Source organism: Embleya sp. NPDC020886 (genome assembly GCF_044333915.1).
GTDB lineage: Bacteria > Actinomycetota > Actinomycetes > Streptomycetales > Streptomycetaceae > Embleya.
This window is the reverse complement of sequence record NZ_JBIRRX010000003.1, coordinates 278,773-297,501: the sequence shown is the minus strand read 5'-3', so window position 1 is coordinate 297,501 and position 18,729 is coordinate 278,773. Positions and strand designations below refer to the sequence as shown.

Here is an 18,729-nt window from a genome sequence, read left to right as displayed (position 1 = left end):
AACATCCGTGGGTCGTGGTTCGGTGCGCGGCATCGCGAACACAGACGACCGCCCGTCGTCGCGGCGACGGGCGGTCGCGTGTCTCCGGTGGATCAGGCGTCGCTGAGGCGTCCGAAGAGGGCCACTCCGGGCGACGACGGGTCGGTGCCCATGTAGACGTCGCGCAGCATGACGGCGTATTCCTCGGACGAGATGCGCCCGTCGCCGTCCTTGTCCAGGATCTCCATGACGGTGTCCACCCGGCTTCCCTGAACGCCGTAGCCCTTCAGGAGCGGGATGATCTCCTGCCGGTCGAGGTAGCCGTCGCCGTTCGTGTCGGCGAGCGTGAACTCGGCCATCCGGCGCCCCACCGTACGGGCCGCCTCCTTCTGGTTCGAGCCCTGGAGCAGCACCGCGAACTCGGCCTCGTCGACCTGGCCGTTACGGTCCGCGTCGGCCGCTTCGGCCAGTTCCTTCCACAGCTCGGCGTACTGCCGGCGCACCTCCTGGATCTTCTGCGGGTCCGCGTCGGGGAACTGGCCGACGATTCGCTCCGCGTGCTGCTGGAAGTCCTCCGCCGTGATCACCCCGTTGCGGTCGGTGTCGAACAGGGCGAACATGTGCCGGGGCTTGTCGTCGATGAGTGTTGATTGCACGGCGATCCTCTCGGTCGTCGCGGACGGTGACGTCCACGCACAGACGGTTGGTTGCGTTGCGTGATGAAAGATATACGGCCGGTCGCGGATATCACGGTTGCTGCACCCGGGCGCGACGGATCGCGCCGCCGGCGATCTCGACCCCGACCCGCCCCGGCGCGACCGTGTGGCGTTCACCCTCCCGGTGAATTCACCCGCTCGGGCGCGGCCCGTTCGAGGGACCTGTCGGCGTGTGCGGCGCTCCTCGATTCGACGCCCTCCGCCGGATAGAACTTCCGGGCCCAGTGCCGAAAGGCGCCGATCGGCCCATCCCCGGGTCCCAGTCGCGGGGGCTGCTGGTATCGCTTGTGGTGCCAGATCGGGAAGTCGGCGGCGGTGAAGGCGCAACTCGATCGGAACAGCGGCCATTCCAGCGCACGCGTGACGGCCCGGGTCACCGTCCGGGCCAGGCCCGGCGTCGACCAGGACGGCTCCGTCACCGTGACGCGGTTCGCCTGCCGAAGTTGCATCCGATTGGGTGCGATCGCGGTCGGCATCACCTGCGTGTACATCCGCAGGCCGAAGCGCGGCGTGTGGATCTCGGCCTGGAGGCAGGCCAGGCCATAGCCGTCGACCTCCACCTCCACGTCGAACTCACCGATCAGCGGAGCGCTCTCGCGCACTCGCATCGACACGTGGAAATTCGTTTCCTCGTACGCGATCGGCGCGCCGAGTTCGGCCCGGACCCAGCCGTGCAGTGTCGCGAAATGCCCGATGTCCACGGAATTCTCGATGACCTCCTGGACATTGCCCGCCATTTCCCACGTGACGTGCCGAGTCGGCAGGCCGGCGATCGCCCGCCAGGCGGGAATCCGCCAGTCCGGTTCCCGACCGTCGTGGTGCCGCCAGACGAAGACCGCGCCGTTGACCTCGTGCACCGGAATCGCATCCAGCGGCGCCTTCGGTGGCGGCGTGCCGTATCCGGTGCGGACGCACGAACCGTCGGGACCGAAGGCGAAGGAATGGAACGGACACACCAGGTCGTCCCCGTCCAGCCCGGCCAGGCCCAGATGGGCACCCAGGTGCGGACAGTAGGGACGGACCGCCCGAACGCCCCCGGTCCGCAACCGGTACAGCACCACGTCCTCGCCCAGGAGCGGTCGAGTGAGCACGGTTCCGGGCCTCAACTCGTCGGAGAAGGCCAGCGCGGACCAGCCGCTCGGATAGGGCAGGCCGGGCGCCCGCGCCACATCGGCCGGGGTGGGTCCCTGGGTGATCGTATTCGCGTATTTGCGTGACAATCCCAAAGCGACCCTCCTGGATTCGATTCCGGCGGACCAGATATACCACCGACCAGGGAGGTTTCCCGAAATGTGTTCACCGAAATGCGCAACACTATCTTTCGAATTCACGATAATCGGTTTCCCGCCCGGTTCGGGGGCACCGACGCCGCAGATGTCGCCGAGACCATCCGGATGCGACGCGTGCCGTCCCGTGTTTGTCTGAACCGGAGTCGCTCCGGTGCGTTGCGCGCCGGAACGCGTTTTTTTGTGGCTCGTGATCGAGTCGAGAGCCTGCTCTCGCGCCGGGGACACACGGAAGGAACAACGGTGGAGGCGTGCGACGGTCCCGCCCGACGCCCCGAGACCGGGCGGAGCGGGCGACTGATCGCGGTCTCGGGGTTGGTGGGGGCACTGCTCTGCGTCGGGGCCGGGGTCTGCGCGCCGACCTGCGTCGCGCACGCCCACGTGGCACCGCCGCCTCCCCCACCGCCACAACCGCCGCCGCCTCCACCACCACCGCCGCCCCCGATCACCTATCCGCCGTACCCTCCCTCGCCCGTGGCTCCGTCCGCCCGAAGGACGACGCCTGCGCCGTCCACGAAGAGCGGGCAGCCGTCCCCCCGAGGGACGACGCCCGCCCCCGGCTCCCGGGCCGCGGTTCTGGTCCTGGCCCCCGCAAGGGGTGGTGCCGGCACCACGGTGGCGGTCTCCGGCTCCGGCTTCGCGGCCTGCCGTCCCGGAACCCGGGTCGACATGCGTTGGGACGGTGCCACGATCACCGCCGCCACGGGGGTCGCCCCGAACGGGGGCGGCTTCACCGTCCGACTGGTGGTCCCGAAGGACGCGTCGAAGGGGAGCCATCGGGTCTCGGCGTACTGCGGGCAAGCCGACGCCTCCGCCCCCTTCGAAGTCACCACGGGCACCGGACCGGCCTCTTCCCGAAAGCCGACGCCGACCTCGTCGTCGACCGCGGTCGGCGGCACCGGAGCCGGCGCCGGCTCGGGCTGGATGATCGGGATGATCGCGGGCGGCGGTTTGCTGGTCGCCGCGCTCGCCGGCTACCTGGGCATCTTCCGTCGCGGGCGGGGACCACGCTGGACCCGTCGACACGTTCGCGCCGTCATCCGCCCCGGCCCGGCCGCGGCCGGCGTACAGGACGTGCGGGACACCCACGGAACGAACCGGACCGTACGGCTGGAACCCCGCGCGGACCCCGGTGAACAAACCATCGAGGAGCCGGACCCATGACCGACGCCGCGCCGCACCCCACGTCCGTGCGCGAACTGCTGTTCGGCGCCGACGGTGAAGCCGCTGCCGAAACACTCGCCGACGCGGCACACGAACACGAGGTCGCCACGCTGCTCGGGCGCGGCGCCCAGAGCCTGACGGACAGCGCGGGCCGCACCGTCGAGCAGGAGATCGGCACGGTGGTCGACGGCTTCCTGAGCCTGGATCTGCTCGACCTGGTGGCCGCCGGATGGGCCAAACACGGCGCGCTCGTCCAGGCCGCACACCGCACCCGCGCCGCGCCGGACACCGAGGAGGTCGTCGCGCTGGCCACCCACCAGGTCACCTCCACCCATCGCCCGTGCGTCGACCTGACCGTCGACGGCGTCCGCGTCGGCACCCTGGACATCCGCCTCACCGTCGCCTTCGACATCGAGGGCATGCAGGCGGTCGTCCGGCAGGCCCGGCTGACGTCGCTGCGCTGCGGCACCTGTACGACCACCGGCACCCTGGCGATGCAGGAGTCGGTCGTCGCCACTCGCCGCTGCGGCCTGGACCTGCCGGGCGCCGTGCGACTCAGGTCGGGCATCGCGCTGCTCCCGACGCCCGAACAGGTGCCGCCCGCCGACCCGGCGTAGGCCCCGGCCGGGCCACGAACGAGGCCGCGTGGCGCGGCGGTTCCGCTACCGCCAACCGAAGCCCAGTTCCAGGCCGGCGCTCAGGGAAGGGGTGCCGAAGCCGTACGAGACGCCCGTGCCGACCGTCTCGCTGCCGCCGAGGATCGGGATCGTGCCGCCGACGTCCCAGCCGACACCGAATCTTGCCGCACTGACATCCACCGCGGCGCCCAACGACGCGGAGAACTTCTCCACACCGCCCTGGCTCACCTCGACCTGCCGGGCGACCCCCACCCCGAACCCGGTCGCGAGGCCGGCCTTGACGCTGACGGACTTGCCGTCGGCGCCGGTCGAATCGTGCGTATCGCAGTCCTCGACGCCGACGGAGGCGATGCCCAGGGCGGCGGTGCAGGCCGTGCAGAACGACACGGTCACCGGGGCGTTCCTGCGCTCGGCCTCCTTGCGTTTCGCCTCCTCGGCCAGGCGGCCCGCCTCGGCCTGGCGCTTTTGCAGGCACTGGACGGACATCAGGGCCAGTCGGCACGGGTCGCCGGTGCGCAGCGCACTCAGGCAATCGCCCAGCCCCGCCCCCCACGGGCACGCGCGCGAGCGGGAACCGGGAACTCCGCCCTTGCTTCCCGAGCCCTGCTGCGGCGGCAGGTCGGTGACCTTCAGCGGCGGCCTGGTCAGTCCGGTCCGGATACAGCGGGCGCCGCCCGGCGCGTCGACGAGCGCGCAGATCGTGCCCGAAGGGTCGTGCATCGCGGCCGGGTTGTCGTGCGAATACGCGAAGCCGTGCACCGACTGGGGGTCCTGCGGGTCGAGGATCGGGTCGACCGAGGTGAAGCGCCCCATGCCCGGGTCGTAGTCGCGGGCGCCGAGACGGGTGAGCCCGGTGGCCGGATCCCGCGTACCGCCGACGAAGCCGCGCGCTCCCGGCAGACTCCCCTGCCGCCCACCCCGGGGCTGCCCGAAGGGGTCGAGGCGGCGGCGCGTGTCGGCGAGCGTGCGGGCGTCGACCGATACCGTGCCGGTGCCCGGCAGGTCGTTGACCTGGTAGCCGACGGCGTCGCCCGTGCGTACCGCGATGGTGCGTGCCCTGCCGTCCGCGTAGTACCGGGTGCCGTGCAGCGCGCCGGTGGCGGCGTCGACGCTGATCTCGCCGTTCGGCACGTGCAGGGTGGCGCCGGTCGGGGCATCGGTGAGAAGCCGAGCCCCGTCGGCGTCGTGCACGTAGCGGGTGGTCCCGGTGCGGTCGGTCACCGCGGCCGGACGGTCCTCCGCGTCCCAAGTGACGTGCTGCGCATCGCCGTTCGGGCCGGGACGAACGGTGGTGGCGCCGGTGGGGCTGTAGGTGTACGACTGCTCGCCGGCGTTGCCAGGGCCGGTGGTGACGGACCGCACGGTGTGCGGCTGGGGGGCGCCCGCCGATGGGTAGTGGTAGGTACGGACGGTCTCGGCCGCGCCGTTCGGGCCCTGCCGGGTCTCCACGTGCCGGTTGCCGGCGGCGTCGTAGTCGAAGCCGATCCGGTACGGCGCCGGGCCCGCCGCGGCGGCGCCGGCTCCGGCGGGTCCGGTGTCGCGGGAAGAGCCGGTCGTCCAGGCCGCCTTCGTGCGTCGCAGGTGGTCGTAACGCAGGCACTGCACGTCGATGCCGTCCGGTGCGACCGTGCGGATCCGCCCGACGTTGCCGATCGGGTCGTAGCCGTAGGTCGTTTCGTCGACCGTGGTGGTACCCGCCTCTCGTTCCACCAGGGTTCGCGCCACGCGCCGGGTGCCGCTCTCGTAGTAGGTGCTCTGCCACACGCTCGCCCCGTCGGCGCCGTGCGTGATGCGGTCGGGCTCGGACAGTGCCGTGTAGTGGGTGTCGGCGACGTAGTCGCCGAACGACGAGGACACGCTCTTCGACAGACCCAGGGAGTCGTAGCCGTAGAGCACGGTTTCCGCCGGCAGGTCCGCGACGGCGGGGAAGCGCTGCGCCGCGACGCTGCCGTCCGAGTGGTACGAGGTCGCGGTCTCGTAGCGCTCGGGCAGTCCGGTCCCGGCGGGCATGGTCAGCGACGTCGAGGCGACGCGGTAGGCCGCGTCGTAGCCGGTCACCTGCGACCGATACGCCCGGTCCCCGACGAACCGGGTCGCGGACGCGCGATGGCCCTTCACCGGTGTGCCGGCCACCGGGTCGGGCACGGCGTCGTAGGTCCACTGCGCGAGCAGCGCTCCCGCGGGCGAGTCCGCGCGGAGCTCGGTACGCCGGCCGAGCGGGTCGTACGCGTACGCCGGCACCGCACCGCGCGCGTCGGCGCGGGTGAGCAACTGTCCGACGTCGTCGTAGCGCATCGTCGAGTCGCCCTTGTCGGGGTCGTGCGCCTCGATCCGGCGGCCGAGCAGGTCGTACCCGTACCGCAGCGTGTTGCCCGCCGCGTCCGTGAGCGTGGCCAACTGCCCGCCGAGCGCGTAGGTGTAGCCGGTGGCGTCGAACGGGCCGCGTGGCTCGGTGCCGTGGTACTGCCGGAGTTCGGTGGTGCGGCCACGAGCGTCGACGTACGTCGAGGTGGTGGTGCCGCCGGTGGGTGGGACCACGTCGGTGTGGTCGCCGAAGTACGCGGTCGTGGTGCGCCATTCGTGCTCGCGCGTGTGCGTGGTCGCCAGAACCGGGCGCGCGGCGCCGTCGAATCGGGTCGTGGTGTAGGCCGGGACGGCGATCGGATCGGCGCCGACCAGGTTGCCGTCCGGCTCGCCGACGGTGTTGTACGCGCTGTTGGTGCGCACGACCAGACCGCGCGGGTCGTGGAACGTGTCGGTGACCACCCGACCGCCGCCCCACGCCGGCTTTTGCGTCTGGCGTGCGCGCAACATGCCGTCGTACAGGGTGTATTCGGTCACCAGGCCGCCGTCCGCCTTGGCGGTCGCGGTGGCCACGTGGCTCGTGCCGTCCTTGCGCATCGTGTAGGTGTAACGCTCGTGCAGTCGGCGGGATCCGGCGGCGCTGCCGGGCATCCAGACCTCGGTGAGCCGACCGAGCGGGTCGCGGACGAACTCGGTGCGCCGCCCGTTGGCGTCGACGACCGCCTGCGGCTCCGCCCAGGCGCGGAACAGCGTCGTGGTGGTCGTGTGGCCGAGCGGGTTGGTGCTCGTCGAGGTCTGCGGAGGGCCGGTCGGCGGAGCGAAGGCGGTGACGGTCCTGCGGTCCAGCGCGTCGACCGACTCCAGCACCCGGCCGTGCACGTCGTGGCGGGTCCGGGTCACCGGAACGTACCGGGGTCGACCGTCCGCGTAGGCCGCGACCTTCTCCCGGAGAGTCGCATCCCCGGCGGTCGGTGGCTCCGCCCACGCCAGGCCGTCGTAGTGGGTGCGTTCGTCGGAGACGGCGTGCTCCGGAAAGCGCGGCGTGGCGCACGCGACGGCGACAACCTCGACGCGGCTGACCGCGGACACCAGCCGGGTCTCCCGATTGCGCGCGTAGGACGTGCGCGTGCACCGGTCGTCGCCCGGGATCGCGGCCCGGGAGTGGATCCAGCCGAGGGTGCGCAGCCCGTGTCCGCCCTCGCAGGCGCTGTCGAGCGAGGTGAAGGTGTCCGTGCCGTCGCGGCACGCGAAGAGCAGCCGGGTGCCGGGGCGTTGGACGAGGGAGAGGACGCCGATCCGCCCTTCCGCGCGGTAGCCCGGGGCCGTCCCGCCCACGGTGCTGGTGTGGTCCGCCGGCGCGTCCGGCTGCACATAACGGATCAGCGGGGCGTACGCGCGCAGTCGGCCCAACCGGAACTCGCGGGTACCGCCGCCTTCGCAGTCGTCGTGCACGGAGTCGTAGTGCTCGCCGCCGGCGGTGCGACAGCGGTACAGGTCGATCACCGGTTCGTCGCCCGGGGCTTCGGCATAGATCGACCCCAACGCGCCGAGCAGGCGGTGACCTTCGCAGCGCGGGTCGACCGACGTGAACTGGTCGTCGCCGAGCAGGCAGGAGTACAGCACTCGGGTGCCGGCGGCCCCCTCCGGGGCGTACCAGCCCAGTTCGTACTCCAGGTGGGATCCCGGGGGTGCCAGTCCCGCCGCTCCGGCGCCGCCGGTGGTGGTGTGCTCGCCGTCGTGCGCGAGGCTGCGGTGCAGCCCGTCCCGGGCGAACACCGTTCCCTCGGTGGGGTCGTCGGCCTCGTCGGCGATCTGGTCCGGCGCCCGCACACCGCGGTAGAGGCGCACGTCGTCGATCGCGCCGGCCCAGAATTCGTCCGGGACGCCGCGCGTGAGGTGGGCGCCGATCCGCAGTCCCTCGTCGATCGGCCGGCTCGGGCCCGCGCGGGCGACGGCCTGGAGCACGCCGTCCACGTACAGGCGCAGTTCCTCGGCGGCCGTGTCGTGGATCCCGGCCAGGTGCGTCCATCGGCCTGTTACTGCGGTCGCGGGCGCGGTGGCGGTCCACCTCGGGGCGTCGTCCGTGTCGTCGGCGGTGACCACGAACTCCCAGGCCCGGCGCCGGGCGTCGTAACGCAGCGCGGATCGGGCGGTGCCGGCCCCGGACCGGCTGACCGCGGTCATGTCGGTGCGCGCCGCGTCGGCACGGACTCGGGCGCCGACGGTGAAGCCCGCGTCGGTGCGGGCCGGCACCCCCGCCACCACGACGTGATCGTCGACGCCGTCCAGCAGGACGGCGCGGCCGGTGCCGACCGGGGTCCACGAGGCTCCGCCCACGAACGTGCCGGCGCGACGTTGCCCGGAGGTGTCCGCGGTGGAGTCGGGGGTGTTCTCCTCGAACGTCCAGCGTCCGGCGGGCTCGGCGGGCTTGGTGGCGAGGGTGTGTACGTCGCTGTCCGGGGCGACCCGATCGCCCGGGTTCACCCGGCCGTCGGTCAGCACCCGGTCGTACAGCCGCACGTCGTCGACGGCGCCGGGCCAGAAGTCGACCGCCGCACCGGCGAATCGGGCGTCTCCGATGTGTACGGGGCCTGCGGCGTGCCAGCGCGTGGCATGCGGTGCCCGGCTGGCGAACCTGCCGTCCACGTACAGCCTGATCTGTTCCTCGCCCGCGTCGTAGACACCGACGAGGTGTGTCCACACGTGCGGGCGGACCGGGGCGTCGCCCGACACCCGGTCCCCCGCGAAGTCGTCGACGTCGGCGCTCGGCACGGTGAACGCCCATTGTCGGGTGTCGCTGCGGTACTGCAGATGGAACCCGCTCGCCCGGTCCCCGGCCTGGCTCACGGCGGTGCGCCAGGAACCGTCGAGGCGGTCCAGGCGCACCCAGGCCGCAACCGAGAAGCTGCCGCCCGTGTGGATCGTCGAGGTGGGGCCCGGCGACAGATGCCCGGCGAGGCCGTCGAACCACACGGCGTCGCCGACCCGGCCGGTGTCCCAGGCCGTCTGTCCCGGGACCAGCGTCCCGGTGCTGCCGCGTCCGAGCGCGTCCGGCACGGCGGTCTCGGGAGCGTGGCCGTCCAGGCGCCAGTGCCGCACGGGTGGGAAGCGGGTGGTGCGGACGCGGAAGTGGTAGGCCGTCGGCGGGCTTTCGTTGCCGGCGCGGTCCACGCCGACCACGTACAGGTCGTGCGGATCGCCGACGGCCGGGGTCACCTCCACCGAGGCCGCGCCGTCGACCGCGGCCATCTCGCGGGTCGGCGGGGTGACCAGGCCGTACCTGAACCGGACGATGTCCGCGTCGCCGCCGGTGCGCAGCGCGAACCGGCCGGTCCTGCCGATGCCGCCGCCGAACCCGTCGGGCGGATAGTCGGTGGATCCGACGATCGGGGGTGCGGCCGGGGCCGTCCCGTCGACGGTGACGTCGCACCAGCCGGACCACGGGCCGTGTGCCGTGCCGTCCCACCCGCGCACCCGCCACCCGATCCTGGCGCCGTCGCCGAACACGTCGTCCGGGACGGACACGGAGAACGAGGTCCCCGAGTTCTGCATGACGGTGCCGCGGGAGCCCAGCGGGCGCTCGCCACGCGCCCACCACTCGAACTCGGCCGCGACCGGCCCGCCGTCCGGGTCGCCGACCGTTGCGCGCAGTGTCGGCGTGCCGGTGCGCACGTACGGCTCGTGGGGCCGCACGCCGCAGGCGAGGTCGCCGTTCCGGTCGCCGACCGCCAGGGCCGAGGGCGGTTCGGGAAGGGAGTTGTAGGTGACGATCAGCCTGGGGTCGGGCCGGAACTTCTTCCACTGGTACCGGTCGCCTTCGTCGGGCGCGCGCAACATCAGCGTCACGAGCCGGTTGCCGGCCGCGGCGTCCTGTGCCGCGGCGGTGACGTCGAACCCCACCCAGTCGACCGGGCACCGGGAGTCGTACCCGTTGGCGACGGTCCGGGTGTCGAGTTCGCGAATCGCCGGGGGCTGGGTGTCCCAGGTGGTCCAGGGCTCCACGACGCCGGTCTGCCACACCTGCACGGGTTGGGGCGTGCACGAGGGTGCGTACGATTCGAAGACGTTGAACTCGGCGCGGAGCACCTGCTTTCCGGCCAACGCGCCCACGTCGTATTGGAAGTAGGAACGCACCAGCACGGTGGGCCGCTCCCACGAACTGAAGCCGACCTTGGCGACTCCGTCACCGTCGCCCAGCCAGTAGGACTGTCCGCGCAGGTCGCCGGGGAGGCCGTACACCAGTGCCCAGCCACCCGGTCCCGACGACCACTGCGGCTGGTTGTCCGCCGCGCGAAGCCGGTTCGCCGGTGCGGCCGCGCCGTGTGGTCGCAGGGACTGTTCGCGGGTGAACGTCCCTTCCGGATTGGCGAACACCCGTGCGGCGTCGCCGCGCTCGGACACCACCTCGACGCGCTCCCGGGTGGCCCGGGCCCGCGCCGACGCGCCGGCGGCCGTCGGCGTGACGTCGGCGGTCGCCAGGGCGGGGCCGCCCGACGTCGGGTGCGCGGTCGCCCGTGCCGTCTCGGCGCGCAGCGTCGGCGCGCACAGCAGGAGAACGAGCAGGGCGAGCAGCACCCTTGGCGGATGCGAGCGCAGGTGGCCCATGTGAGTCTCTCCGTGGCGCTTCGGTGCCGGCGACCACGCACGCGGCAACGCGGCACCGTGCCAACCAACAATCCAGTCGAGCCATTTGATCACGGATTGTCGACGATCACTCGCTCTTTGCCACGAAAACCGCCCGTACGAGGGGCATAACGGGTCGGGTCGTCGGGACGCGGCGTTCGGGCGGCGGCCGTTGGTAGCCTTCGGCATGGCCGTCATCCACCACACCACCCTCACCCCGAGCAAGCTCGAACTGCTCACCGCCTGGCTGCCCTCGCGTCCGTGGTACCGCGGTGGCGCGGCGCAACCGCGGTTGGCCAGGGCCGGCGGTTTCCGGCTGGACGACCCACGCGGCGAGGTCGGGATCGAGTTCGCCGTGGTCACCGACGGCTCCGGCCCCCGGCCGATCACCTACCTGGTGCCGCTCACCTATCGCGGCGCCCCGCTCGACGGGGCGGAGCACGCCCTCGTCGGCACCATGGAGCACGGCGTACTGGGCCGGCGCTGGGCCTACGACGGCTGCCAGGATCCCGTATCCATCGCCCGGTTGGCCGCCCTGATCGAGGGTCGGGCGCAGGCCCAGGACCAGGGCGTCAGCGACCTCCCCGACCCGGAGGTCGTCGCCGCCTACACCGGTGCGGGCGCCATCCCCACGGACTTCACCACCGCCGACGACCACGAGGGCACCGCGCTGACCACGCCGGACGGCACGACGCTGCGCCTGCACCGGGTCCTACGGCCTGCCGCAGACGGCCCGTTCGTGCCTGCGCAGGGAGCGACCGGCCACGTCGGCGGTCCCTGGCGGACGCCGGAAGGCACCCGCGCCCGGGGCCTGTTCGCCGTCCTGCACCCGAACACCCGGGCGTAGTCCGGTCAGGGGCGGGTCGCCGGGGGTTTGCCGCCGACCGCGTGCATGATGCGGGCACAGCTCCTGAGCAGGCGGCGGCCGGTGCGCTCGATCTCGCGCACGGTCATCTCGCGCTGCGGTTGCACCGAAAGGTTCATCTGCGTACGGCCTTCGGCGTCGAAGACCGGCGCGCTCATCGCACTGACCGGATGCCGACCGTCGCCTTCGAGGTCGCCGGGGAGATACTCGGCCTGGCGCAGTTCGGCCAACAGTGCCATCACCATCGGCTGGAGACCCTCGGCGAGCGGGTCGTCGCTGAGTTCGGCGAGCGCGTGGCGCAGCCGTACGCCCGCCGGGGTCAGCCGCTCGACGCTGTAGCCGCGGGTCCTGATCGCGGCGAGCGAGTCGAGCAACGGCTCGCGCGGCGCGTGGTGTTCGGTGCGCCGGGCCCATTCGTCGATCACCGCCCGGTCGCTCCAGGCCACGAACACCCCGCCGAACGGCGGTGCCAGCGGGATGCGGCGACCGATTCGCACCGCACCGTCGTCCGGCCCGGTGCCGGCGTACGCGACGATCACCAGATGGTCCTCGCTGCGGATCGCCGCCGTCGTCTGCAGGCCGAGTTCGTCGGTGAGCGTCGCCGCCTCCGCCTGGGCCAGGTGTACGGCGGGAAACGCCCGCTCGGCCGCGCGGCCCGCCGCCACCAGCGCCGGACCCAGCGTGAACGTCTTGTCGACCGGATTGCGGATCAGGTAGTCGGCCCCGGCGAGGCTCGCGGTCACCGCGTGGCACGTGGCCTTGCTCATGCCCAGCGCACGCGCGATGTCGCTGAGGCTGAACGCCTGGGCGGGTCGACTCGCGAGCAGCTCCAGGACGCCGACGACCCGGTCGGTCGGCGGCGACGGACTCGCCTCCGAGGCCGTGGTGCCGATTGCGCCCTCGCCGACCGCCGCCATGGTTTCGCCCCCACCCTCGTGTCCCCGTCTGCGGCCTCACCGGCGCGCGCCACACCCTACCGAGTGTCCCCCCGCGCTTCGGCGCGCAGCCGATCACGCCGGCGTCCCGGCCGCGCGGCGGAGGCCGCCCGGCGCGGTCGCGGCCACTGCCTGCGGCGAAGCGAACGGGGCGGGAGCAACTCCCTTGGCCGGCAGGCTCGATCGGGTCGCCGTGGGTGGCGCCCGCCGCCCCTCGCCCGGGTGGCGCTCGAACATGTTCGAGCGCGGGGGATGGGCTCCGTTCGGGCGCCCCGCACACCCACAAGCCTCCCCAACCTGTTGTTTTTGTCGGGTCTCGCCGGTCGCCGCCACCGAGAATTACTCTTCGTAGCTGATTCACTACTGCGGATAGATCCTTTCGTCGGCCGTCACCACCCGCAGGAGACTCTTCATGGCCACGACCACGGCACAGCCCACCACCATCGACGACGTCATCGCGCGCATGCGGCAGATCGACACCGAACTCGATCCGAGCGACGGCGTCGCCTGCTTCAACCACATGTATCTCAAGGTCACCGAGCTCGTGAAGGAAAAGGTCACCGCGGGCTCGTTCAAGGACAACGCGTTCCTGGAGCGCATGGACGTCATCTTCGCCGGCCTGTATCTGCGCAACGTCGAGGCCGCCAAGGCCGGCCGCTCGGTCGACCGGGCCTGGGCGCCGCTGTTCCGCGCCCGCGACAACCGGGTGATCTGGCCGATCCAGTTCGCCCTGGCCGGGATGAACGCGCACATCAACCACGACCTGGCCGTCGCCGTCGTCGAGACCTGCGCCGAACGCCACACCACACCCGACACGCCGCCGGTCCAGGAGGACTACGACAAGGTCAACGACCTGCTCGCCGACGCCGAGGCGGAGGTACGCGCGGAGTTCGAGATCCGGATCGTCAAGGTCGCCACCCGCGACGCCGAACTGCTCAAGCACGCCGTCTCCGGCTTCTCCATCGCCGGCGCCCGCAAGGCCGCCTGGATCACCGCGCAATCGTTGTGGAACGACAAGCGCATCGGCTCGCTGATCTACCGCAGCCACGAGGAGGCGCTCGGCGAAACCGTCGGCAAGGTCGGCCACGGCATCCTGCTGCCCGTCGTTCCCCCTCCCCCGGCGTAGGCGCACACACGCCGACCGGCCACGCGCCCCCCTTCCCGTCGCCTCCGCCCGGAGGGGGGCGCGCCCGGGCTCCGCGCGAAACGGCAAGCCGGATCCGGGCATTGCGGGGGGGTAGGATCACCGTCGCGCGTGCGCAGGTGTCGCGGTGACGCTGTGGCCACGCGAACGGCGCTGCGACCATCCGACCGAAGGGGCGTACCTCCATGACGGTCGACCCACCCGGGGAACCGCCCGATCATCTCTCGGACTGGTTCTGGGCGACCGTCGAGACCGTGTGCCGCGATCCCGACCGCGTCGAGGCCGCACTCACCGCGATGGAGCCGGGCGACCTGGAGCGCTTGCACCGCCAACTCTGGGAGGCGGTGGTCGAACTCCTCTGCGACCCGTTCACGCCGTACCTGCCCGACTCCGAGGACGGTGCCGAGGACGTCGCGCACTGGGTGGTGAGCCGGGGCCGCGCCCACTACCACGCGCTGTGGGCACGACCCGAGACGTTCCCCTCGTGGCGGCCGGGGCTGCCCGGGCTGACCGTCGGGCAGGTGGCCGAGGTACACCACCGCCGCACCGGCCGGACCCTGGAGTGGGACTGGGATTGACCCCGGGTGTCGGTGGGAGCCGGTGGGTGTCAGTGGAACGTCATCGGAGCCTCGGGACGCGGGGCCGCCACCGGGCCGGCCGTGTAGCCGCCGTCCACGCGGAAGTCCGCGCCGGTGATGTAGGACGCCCCGGGCGATGCCAGGAAGGCGGCCATGTGCGCGATCTCGTCGACCTCGCCGGCCCGGCCCAGGGGCAGTCCGGCGAAGCGCGTGTCGGTCTCGGCGCCGCTGCGGTCGTCGGGCAACATCGCGGTCCTGATCGCGCCGGGCACCAGGGCGTTGACCCGGATGCCGGCCGGGCCGAGTTCGGTGGCGGCGGTGCGGGTGAGGCCGCGTACGCCCCACTTGGACGCGGAGTACGCCGACGCCCACGCCTGTCCCTGCACGCCGCTGATCGACGCGATGTTGACGATCGCCCCGCCGCCGGCGGCGCGCATCACCGGTGCGACCGCGCGGATGCCGAGGAAGGTGCCCACGAGGTTGATGTCGAGGATGCGGCGGAAGGCGTCCGGCGTCTCGTCCTCGATGGCCACGATGCGCATCGCTGCCGCGTTGTTGACCAGTACGTCCACCCCGCCGAACCGCTCGACGGCCGCTTCGACGGCTTTGGTCCAGTCGTCCTCGGCGCTGACGTCGTGCCGGATGTACGAGGCACGATCGCCGAGTTCGGCGGCCACCTTCGCGACGGCGTCCTCTTGCACGTCGGTCAGCAGGACGCGCGCGCCACATTGCACGAACAGGCGCGCCTCGGCGGCTCCTTGGCCCTGTGCGGCACCGGTGATCAGGACCGCTAGACCGTCGAGGTCGTACATACGGGAACTCCCGGAGATCATTTTATGTACTGGCGACACTTATATACGCGCGCCACCTGACAAAGTCCATACCCGTCACCCGCGTCCCGTGTTGCGGCGGGGCGCGGAGCGGGACGGGGCGCGGGGCAGGGTGAGGCCGGGGCGCGGGGATGCCGGGGGGCGGGGTCGGCGCGGTGCCGCGTGCGGTTGGGGCGGCGCGCGGCCGAGGTGGGGCGGGCACGGGGTGGGGAGGTGTGGGGGCGGCTCGGGGGGGGTTGTTGTCAGGGGGTGGTGGTCAGGATTTCGCCGAGGCGGCGGTGGGCGAGGTAGTTCTTGGCGAGGTGGAAGTCGAAGGCGCCGATGATGGTGTGTTCGTCGATGTCGACGCCGTCGAAGGTGTGGCCGACGCCGCCTCGGGGGACCGCGACGATGTCGCCGGGGTCGGCGAAGTTGACCCACTTGGCCACCCCCGGTGGACGCGCGCCGCGACCGTCGACGGGCGCCGGGCGCAAACGAGGCAGGACGGCGTGCGGCAGGGCCAGGGGTGAGCCGAGGGTGACCAGGAGGTCGATGCTCAGGTCGGGGCGGGCCCACAGGGCCTCGTAGGCGACGACGGACCCGAGGGAGTGCGCGACGACCACGCGGGCGCCGGTGGCTTCGAGGGCGTCGACGACTCGGGCGCGGGCGGCGGCCCGGCCGGGGCTGTCCGGGTTCCTCAGGTAGGCCGGGACCTCCCGGCACAGACCGGCCACGAACCACTTCGTGGCGGGCGGGCCCAGGACGCGCATCCGGGCCAGGGTCTCGACGGCCTGACGCACCTCGATGGTCGACTCACCCGCCGCGACCCCCACCGGCAGGTCGAACTCGTCCAGCCAGTGGCCGGCGAACTCGGCCTCGAACGGGTCCAGATCGTCGAGCCCGTCGTCGGCCCCCTGCCGTCCGCGCCGGTGCAGCAGATCGGCGTAGTACGCCACCTGCACGCGCGGCGCCGGCGCGATCGACCCGGCCCGGCGCAGCGCGGTGGCCACGCTCGCGCTCCAGACGCCGGACAGGCTGTCGGCCGCGCGTTCGGGCGTCTCGCCCCGGCGGAAGTTCCAGATGCCGTGCACGCCCACGATCGCACCCGTCACGATTCCTCCTCATCGATGCCGGTGGTTCTCCCGGTGGCGGCCGGACCCGCGGTCGATGCACCGCTCCCGTGAACGAGCAGTACGACGTCCGGGTCGAAGCCGACGAGCAATCTTCCCCCGCCGACCATCCCCAGCGCTCGACATTGCGCCGGCGGCCGAATCCGATCGATACACCGTCCGGTGGTCGGATCCCGGCCCCGCACGGAGCCGTCGTCGGAGCCGGTGGCGGCGACGGAACGCCCGTGCAACGTCACGGCGTTCACCGGGCCGACACGACCGGTGAGGGGTTCGCCGAGTCGTCGGCCGGCGGTCGGGTCCCACACCCGCACGGTGCGATCGTCGGAGCCGGTCACGGCGACGGGACGCCCGTCCGGCACGATACCTGCCATCGCGTTCACCATGCGGTCGTGATCACCGAAGGGTTCGCCGAGTTGCCGGCCCGCGAGCAGGACCCGGATTCGACGCCGGCGGTCGGCGCTCACGGTGGCGGCCGACCGGATATGTCCATCGGCGCGTCCGCCCTCTGGTAGAGCCCGAGTTGGTGCGCGATCCAGGCAAATACCCCCGGTCGAGTGGGGCCTTCGGACCGTACGGCCGCCAGTGCCGTGTTGATCGAGGGGCAACCAGCGGGCGTCCATGTGTTCGCGGGCCTGGCACCGCGACCGGTTCGGGATGCACGGCGCCCGCGAGCGCGCGCCCGGCAACGCGACTCACCTACCCCGGGGTTGCGGTGACCACCCGTAGGCCACCCGTCCCGACCTCGTCCAACCACGGTGCCGGCAAGCCGAGCCGGGACCGACGGCCGGTGAAGTGTCGCGCAACGGGGCCGAGGAAGACCTGTGGCGCGGAGGGGATGTCGGCCAGGCGTGCCGCGTTCGGGTCGTGCGCCCGGATTGGGGAAGAACGGCAGGTCGGCTTCTCCTCGGCCGGGGCCATCGCCGTGCGCGGCACCGGCGGAACGGAAGGGCCCCTGATCCGGGTCCATGCAGATCAGGGGGCCCGCTCAGGTTTCCTCGTGTCGCCGGTCCGGGGCCAGGGTGATGGTGGTGGGGATGCCGTGGCCGGCCATCTTCGCGTAGGGGCAGTGTGCGATGGCCCTGGCGAGCAGGCGGTCGGCGGTCTCGCGGGCGACGCCGGGCCAGGTCACCTCCAGTTCGGTGTGCAGCAGATATCCCCCGTCGGAGGGGTCACGGCCCACGGCGACGGTCGCCTCGACCGTGATGGGTGCCGGATCGAGCAGGTGTTGCCGCGCCACCAGGGTGAGTTCGCCGTGCAGCGAGGCGGCGAACGCGGCGGCGGTGAGTTGTTCGGGGTTCGGGCCGCCGGCGTCGCCGCCCAGTTCGGCGGGCATGCGCAGGTCGAACTCCAGGGCGCCGTCCGACGAGCGGGCCCGGCCGGTGGCGCGGCCGTGGGCGAGCCGACCACCGCTCACCGCGACGCGGGCGGCGTAGAGCGGTCTGAACCCGCCTGCGCCCGGCACGCCTTCCGTAGGCGGCGCCGTGACCGGATCGTTCATGGTGTTGCCCTTTCTTCCGAAGCCGCCGAAGCGGCCGCACCCGCCGAGGCCCCCGAAGGTATCGAAACCCCCGGAGCCACCGGCGCCCGATCGGGAGCGGGATGCGGCCGGCCGCCCTGCCAGCCCCGCAGCTTGTCGGGATTGAGCATGATCCACACGGCGGTGACGTCACCCTCGGCGACACTCACACCGACCACCGCCACGACCCGCCCCTCGGCGCCGAGGAGCAGCCCGGCCCGGCCGTTGACGGAGGCGACCGAGACCACCGGGTGTGGCGGATCGCCCAGCAGGTCCTTGACGAAGCGGGCGACCGCCTCCGCGCCGTGGGTCGGCTCGACCGCGGCGCGCACCTTGCCGCCGCCGTCGCTGACCACGATCGCGTCCGCCGCCAGCATCGCCCGCATGGCCGCCGTGTCGCCGGTGACGCAGGCCGCGGCGAACCGGCGCACGACCTCGTCGTGCCGGGCCGCCACGTCCGGGTCGCCGTGGTCCTGCGTGGGGTTGAGCCGCAGCCACTCGGTGACCGGGTCGGGGTCCGGGCGCGGCCGTGGCGGGTACGCCTCGACGTCCGCCGCGTAGTCGTCCACCGGGGTTTCCGCCGAGGCGGTCGAGGAGAGTCGATCCAGGCAGATGCCTCCGGCGACCCTGGTCAACCAGGCCCGAGGCGGGCCGATCCGCGCGCGTTCGGCGTCGTCGAGGGCGTACCAGCGGCGGTAGGTCTCCTGGAGGATCCGGTCCGCGGCGGCGGCGTCGAACAACCAGGTGGCGATCTCCAGCAGGTGGCGTCGCTCGTCGAGCATCTCCGCCACCGAGGTGGGGGCGGCCGTGCTCATGTCCGGCCCGCCCGGCGCGCGGAGTTCGGCAGGCGGGAAGCCGCCCGCTCCCCGGGCGATGATCCGGCGCGCACACCGGAGGTCAGGATCGTCGGCACGTTGTCCTCACTTCGTTCGTCCCCTCACGTTGGACCGGACGGTCCGCCTCGGTGTGACGGTTCCCGACCCGATCCGTGTCGCCCCGGGTGTCGGTCGCCGAGTCCTCGGGTGTCCCGGGACGGCGACGG

General features: G+C 72.6%; 15 protein-coding genes. 6 read left to right on the top strand and 9 right to left on the bottom strand.

Annotation, left to right across the window (positions count from 1 at the left end):
* Nucleotides 1–92: 92 nt before the first annotated feature.
* The gene (locus ACH4U8_RS12235) at nt 93–635 is read right to left on the bottom strand and encodes an EF-hand domain-containing protein (RefSeq protein ID WP_360306908.1); all 543 of its coding nucleotides are present in this window, start codon (nt 633–635) and stop codon (nt 93–95) included.
* A 173-nt stretch (nt 636–808) separates the two neighbouring features.
* The gene (locus ACH4U8_RS12230) at nt 809–1,921 is read right to left on the bottom strand and encodes a Rieske 2Fe-2S domain-containing protein (protein ID WP_395777343.1); all 1,113 of its coding nucleotides are present in this window, start codon (nt 1,919–1,921) and stop codon (nt 809–811) included.
* A 729-nt stretch (nt 1,922–2,650) separates the two neighbouring features.
* On the opposite strand from ACH4U8_RS12230, the gene ACH4U8_RS12225 reads away from it, so the two are divergent.
* Both ACH4U8_RS12225 and ACH4U8_RS12220 read left to right on the top strand, forming a co-directional pair.
* Nucleotides 2,651–3,145: a hypothetical protein gene (locus ACH4U8_RS12225; protein WP_360306902.1), complete on the top strand. Its 495-nt coding sequence runs from the start codon at nt 2,651–2,653 to the stop codon at nt 3,143–3,145.
* Entirely contained in the window at nt 3,142–3,762 is a 621-nt protein-coding gene (locus tag ACH4U8_RS12220; protein WP_360306899.1) for a hypothetical protein, read from the top strand. Before ACH4U8_RS12225 ends, ACH4U8_RS12220 begins: the two co-directional genes overlap by 4 nt.
* Before the next feature lie 45 nt (nt 3,763–3,807).
* Here ACH4U8_RS12220 and ACH4U8_RS12215 read toward each other — a convergent pair whose 3' ends face one another.
* Nucleotides 3,808–10,692: a LamG-like jellyroll fold domain-containing protein gene (locus tag ACH4U8_RS12215; RefSeq protein WP_395777341.1), complete on the bottom strand. Its 6,885-nt coding sequence runs from the start codon at nt 10,690–10,692 to the stop codon at nt 3,808–3,810.
* 205 nt (nt 10,693–10,897) lie between these two features.
* Here ACH4U8_RS12215 and ACH4U8_RS12210 point away from each other — a divergent pair, with 205 nt between their 5' ends.
* Entirely contained in the window at nt 10,898–11,557 is a 660-nt protein-coding gene (locus tag ACH4U8_RS12210; protein ID WP_395777339.1) for a 1,4-alpha-glucan branching protein, read from the top strand.
* Nucleotides 11,558–11,562: 5 nt separating this feature from the next.
* Here the strand turns inward: ACH4U8_RS12210 and ACH4U8_RS12205 are convergent, their stop codons facing one another.
* Nucleotides 11,563–12,492, bottom strand: coding sequence for an IclR family transcriptional regulator (locus ACH4U8_RS12205; RefSeq protein ID WP_395777337.1), 930 nt, complete (start codon nt 12,490–12,492; stop codon nt 11,563–11,565).
* Nucleotides 12,493–12,922: 430 nt separating this feature from the next.
* Between ACH4U8_RS12205 and ACH4U8_RS12200 the strand changes: the two genes are divergently transcribed.
* Nucleotides 12,923–13,636, top strand: a complete 714-nt coding sequence (locus tag ACH4U8_RS12200; protein WP_360306887.1) for a DUF5995 family protein — start codon at nt 12,923–12,925, stop codon at nt 13,634–13,636.
* Between the two features lie 203 nt (nt 13,637–13,839).
* The gene (locus ACH4U8_RS12195; RefSeq protein ID WP_395777335.1) at nt 13,840–14,232 is read left to right on the top strand and encodes a hypothetical protein; all 393 of its coding nucleotides are present in this window, start codon (nt 13,840–13,842) and stop codon (nt 14,230–14,232) included.
* Between the two features lie 29 nt (nt 14,233–14,261).
* Here the strand turns inward: ACH4U8_RS12195 and ACH4U8_RS12190 are convergent, their stop codons facing one another.
* The 3 genes from ACH4U8_RS12190 to ACH4U8_RS12180 form a co-directional block, all read right to left on the bottom strand.
* Nucleotides 14,262–15,044 (bottom strand): glucose 1-dehydrogenase, encoded by a 783-nt coding sequence (locus ACH4U8_RS12190; protein WP_395777333.1) that lies wholly within the window; start codon nt 15,042–15,044, stop codon nt 14,262–14,264.
* 260 nt (nt 15,045–15,304) lie between these two features.
* Nucleotides 15,305–16,153, bottom strand: a complete 849-nt coding sequence (locus tag ACH4U8_RS12185; RefSeq protein WP_395777331.1) for a serine peptidase — start codon at nt 16,151–16,153, stop codon at nt 15,305–15,307.
* Nucleotides 16,150–16,542, bottom strand: coding sequence for a hypothetical protein (locus ACH4U8_RS12180; RefSeq protein ID WP_395778195.1), 393 nt, complete (start codon nt 16,540–16,542; stop codon nt 16,150–16,152). The genes ACH4U8_RS12185 and ACH4U8_RS12180 overlap by 4 nt, the downstream gene beginning before the upstream one ends.
* A gap of 18 nt (nt 16,543–16,560) precedes the next feature.
* On the opposite strand from ACH4U8_RS12180, the gene ACH4U8_RS12175 reads away from it, so the two are divergent.
* Nucleotides 16,561–16,683 (top strand): hypothetical protein, encoded by a 123-nt coding sequence (locus ACH4U8_RS12175; protein WP_395778215.1) that lies wholly within the window; start codon nt 16,561–16,563, stop codon nt 16,681–16,683.
* 473 nt (nt 16,684–17,156) lie between these two features.
* On the opposite strand, the gene ACH4U8_RS12170 is transcribed toward ACH4U8_RS12175, so the two are convergent.
* Both ACH4U8_RS12170 and ACH4U8_RS12165 read right to left on the bottom strand, forming a co-directional pair.
* Nucleotides 17,157–17,669 carry an OsmC family protein gene (locus ACH4U8_RS12170; protein WP_395777329.1) on the bottom strand — a complete coding sequence of 171 codons (513 nt, stop codon included), beginning with the start codon at nt 17,667–17,669 and terminating at the stop codon, nt 17,157–17,159.
* Nucleotides 17,666–18,502 (bottom strand): hypothetical protein, encoded by an 837-nt coding sequence (locus tag ACH4U8_RS12165; protein WP_395777327.1) that lies wholly within the window; start codon nt 18,500–18,502, stop codon nt 17,666–17,668. The genes ACH4U8_RS12170 and ACH4U8_RS12165 overlap by 4 nt, the downstream gene beginning before the upstream one ends.
* Nucleotides 18,503–18,729: the final 227 nt, after the last annotated feature.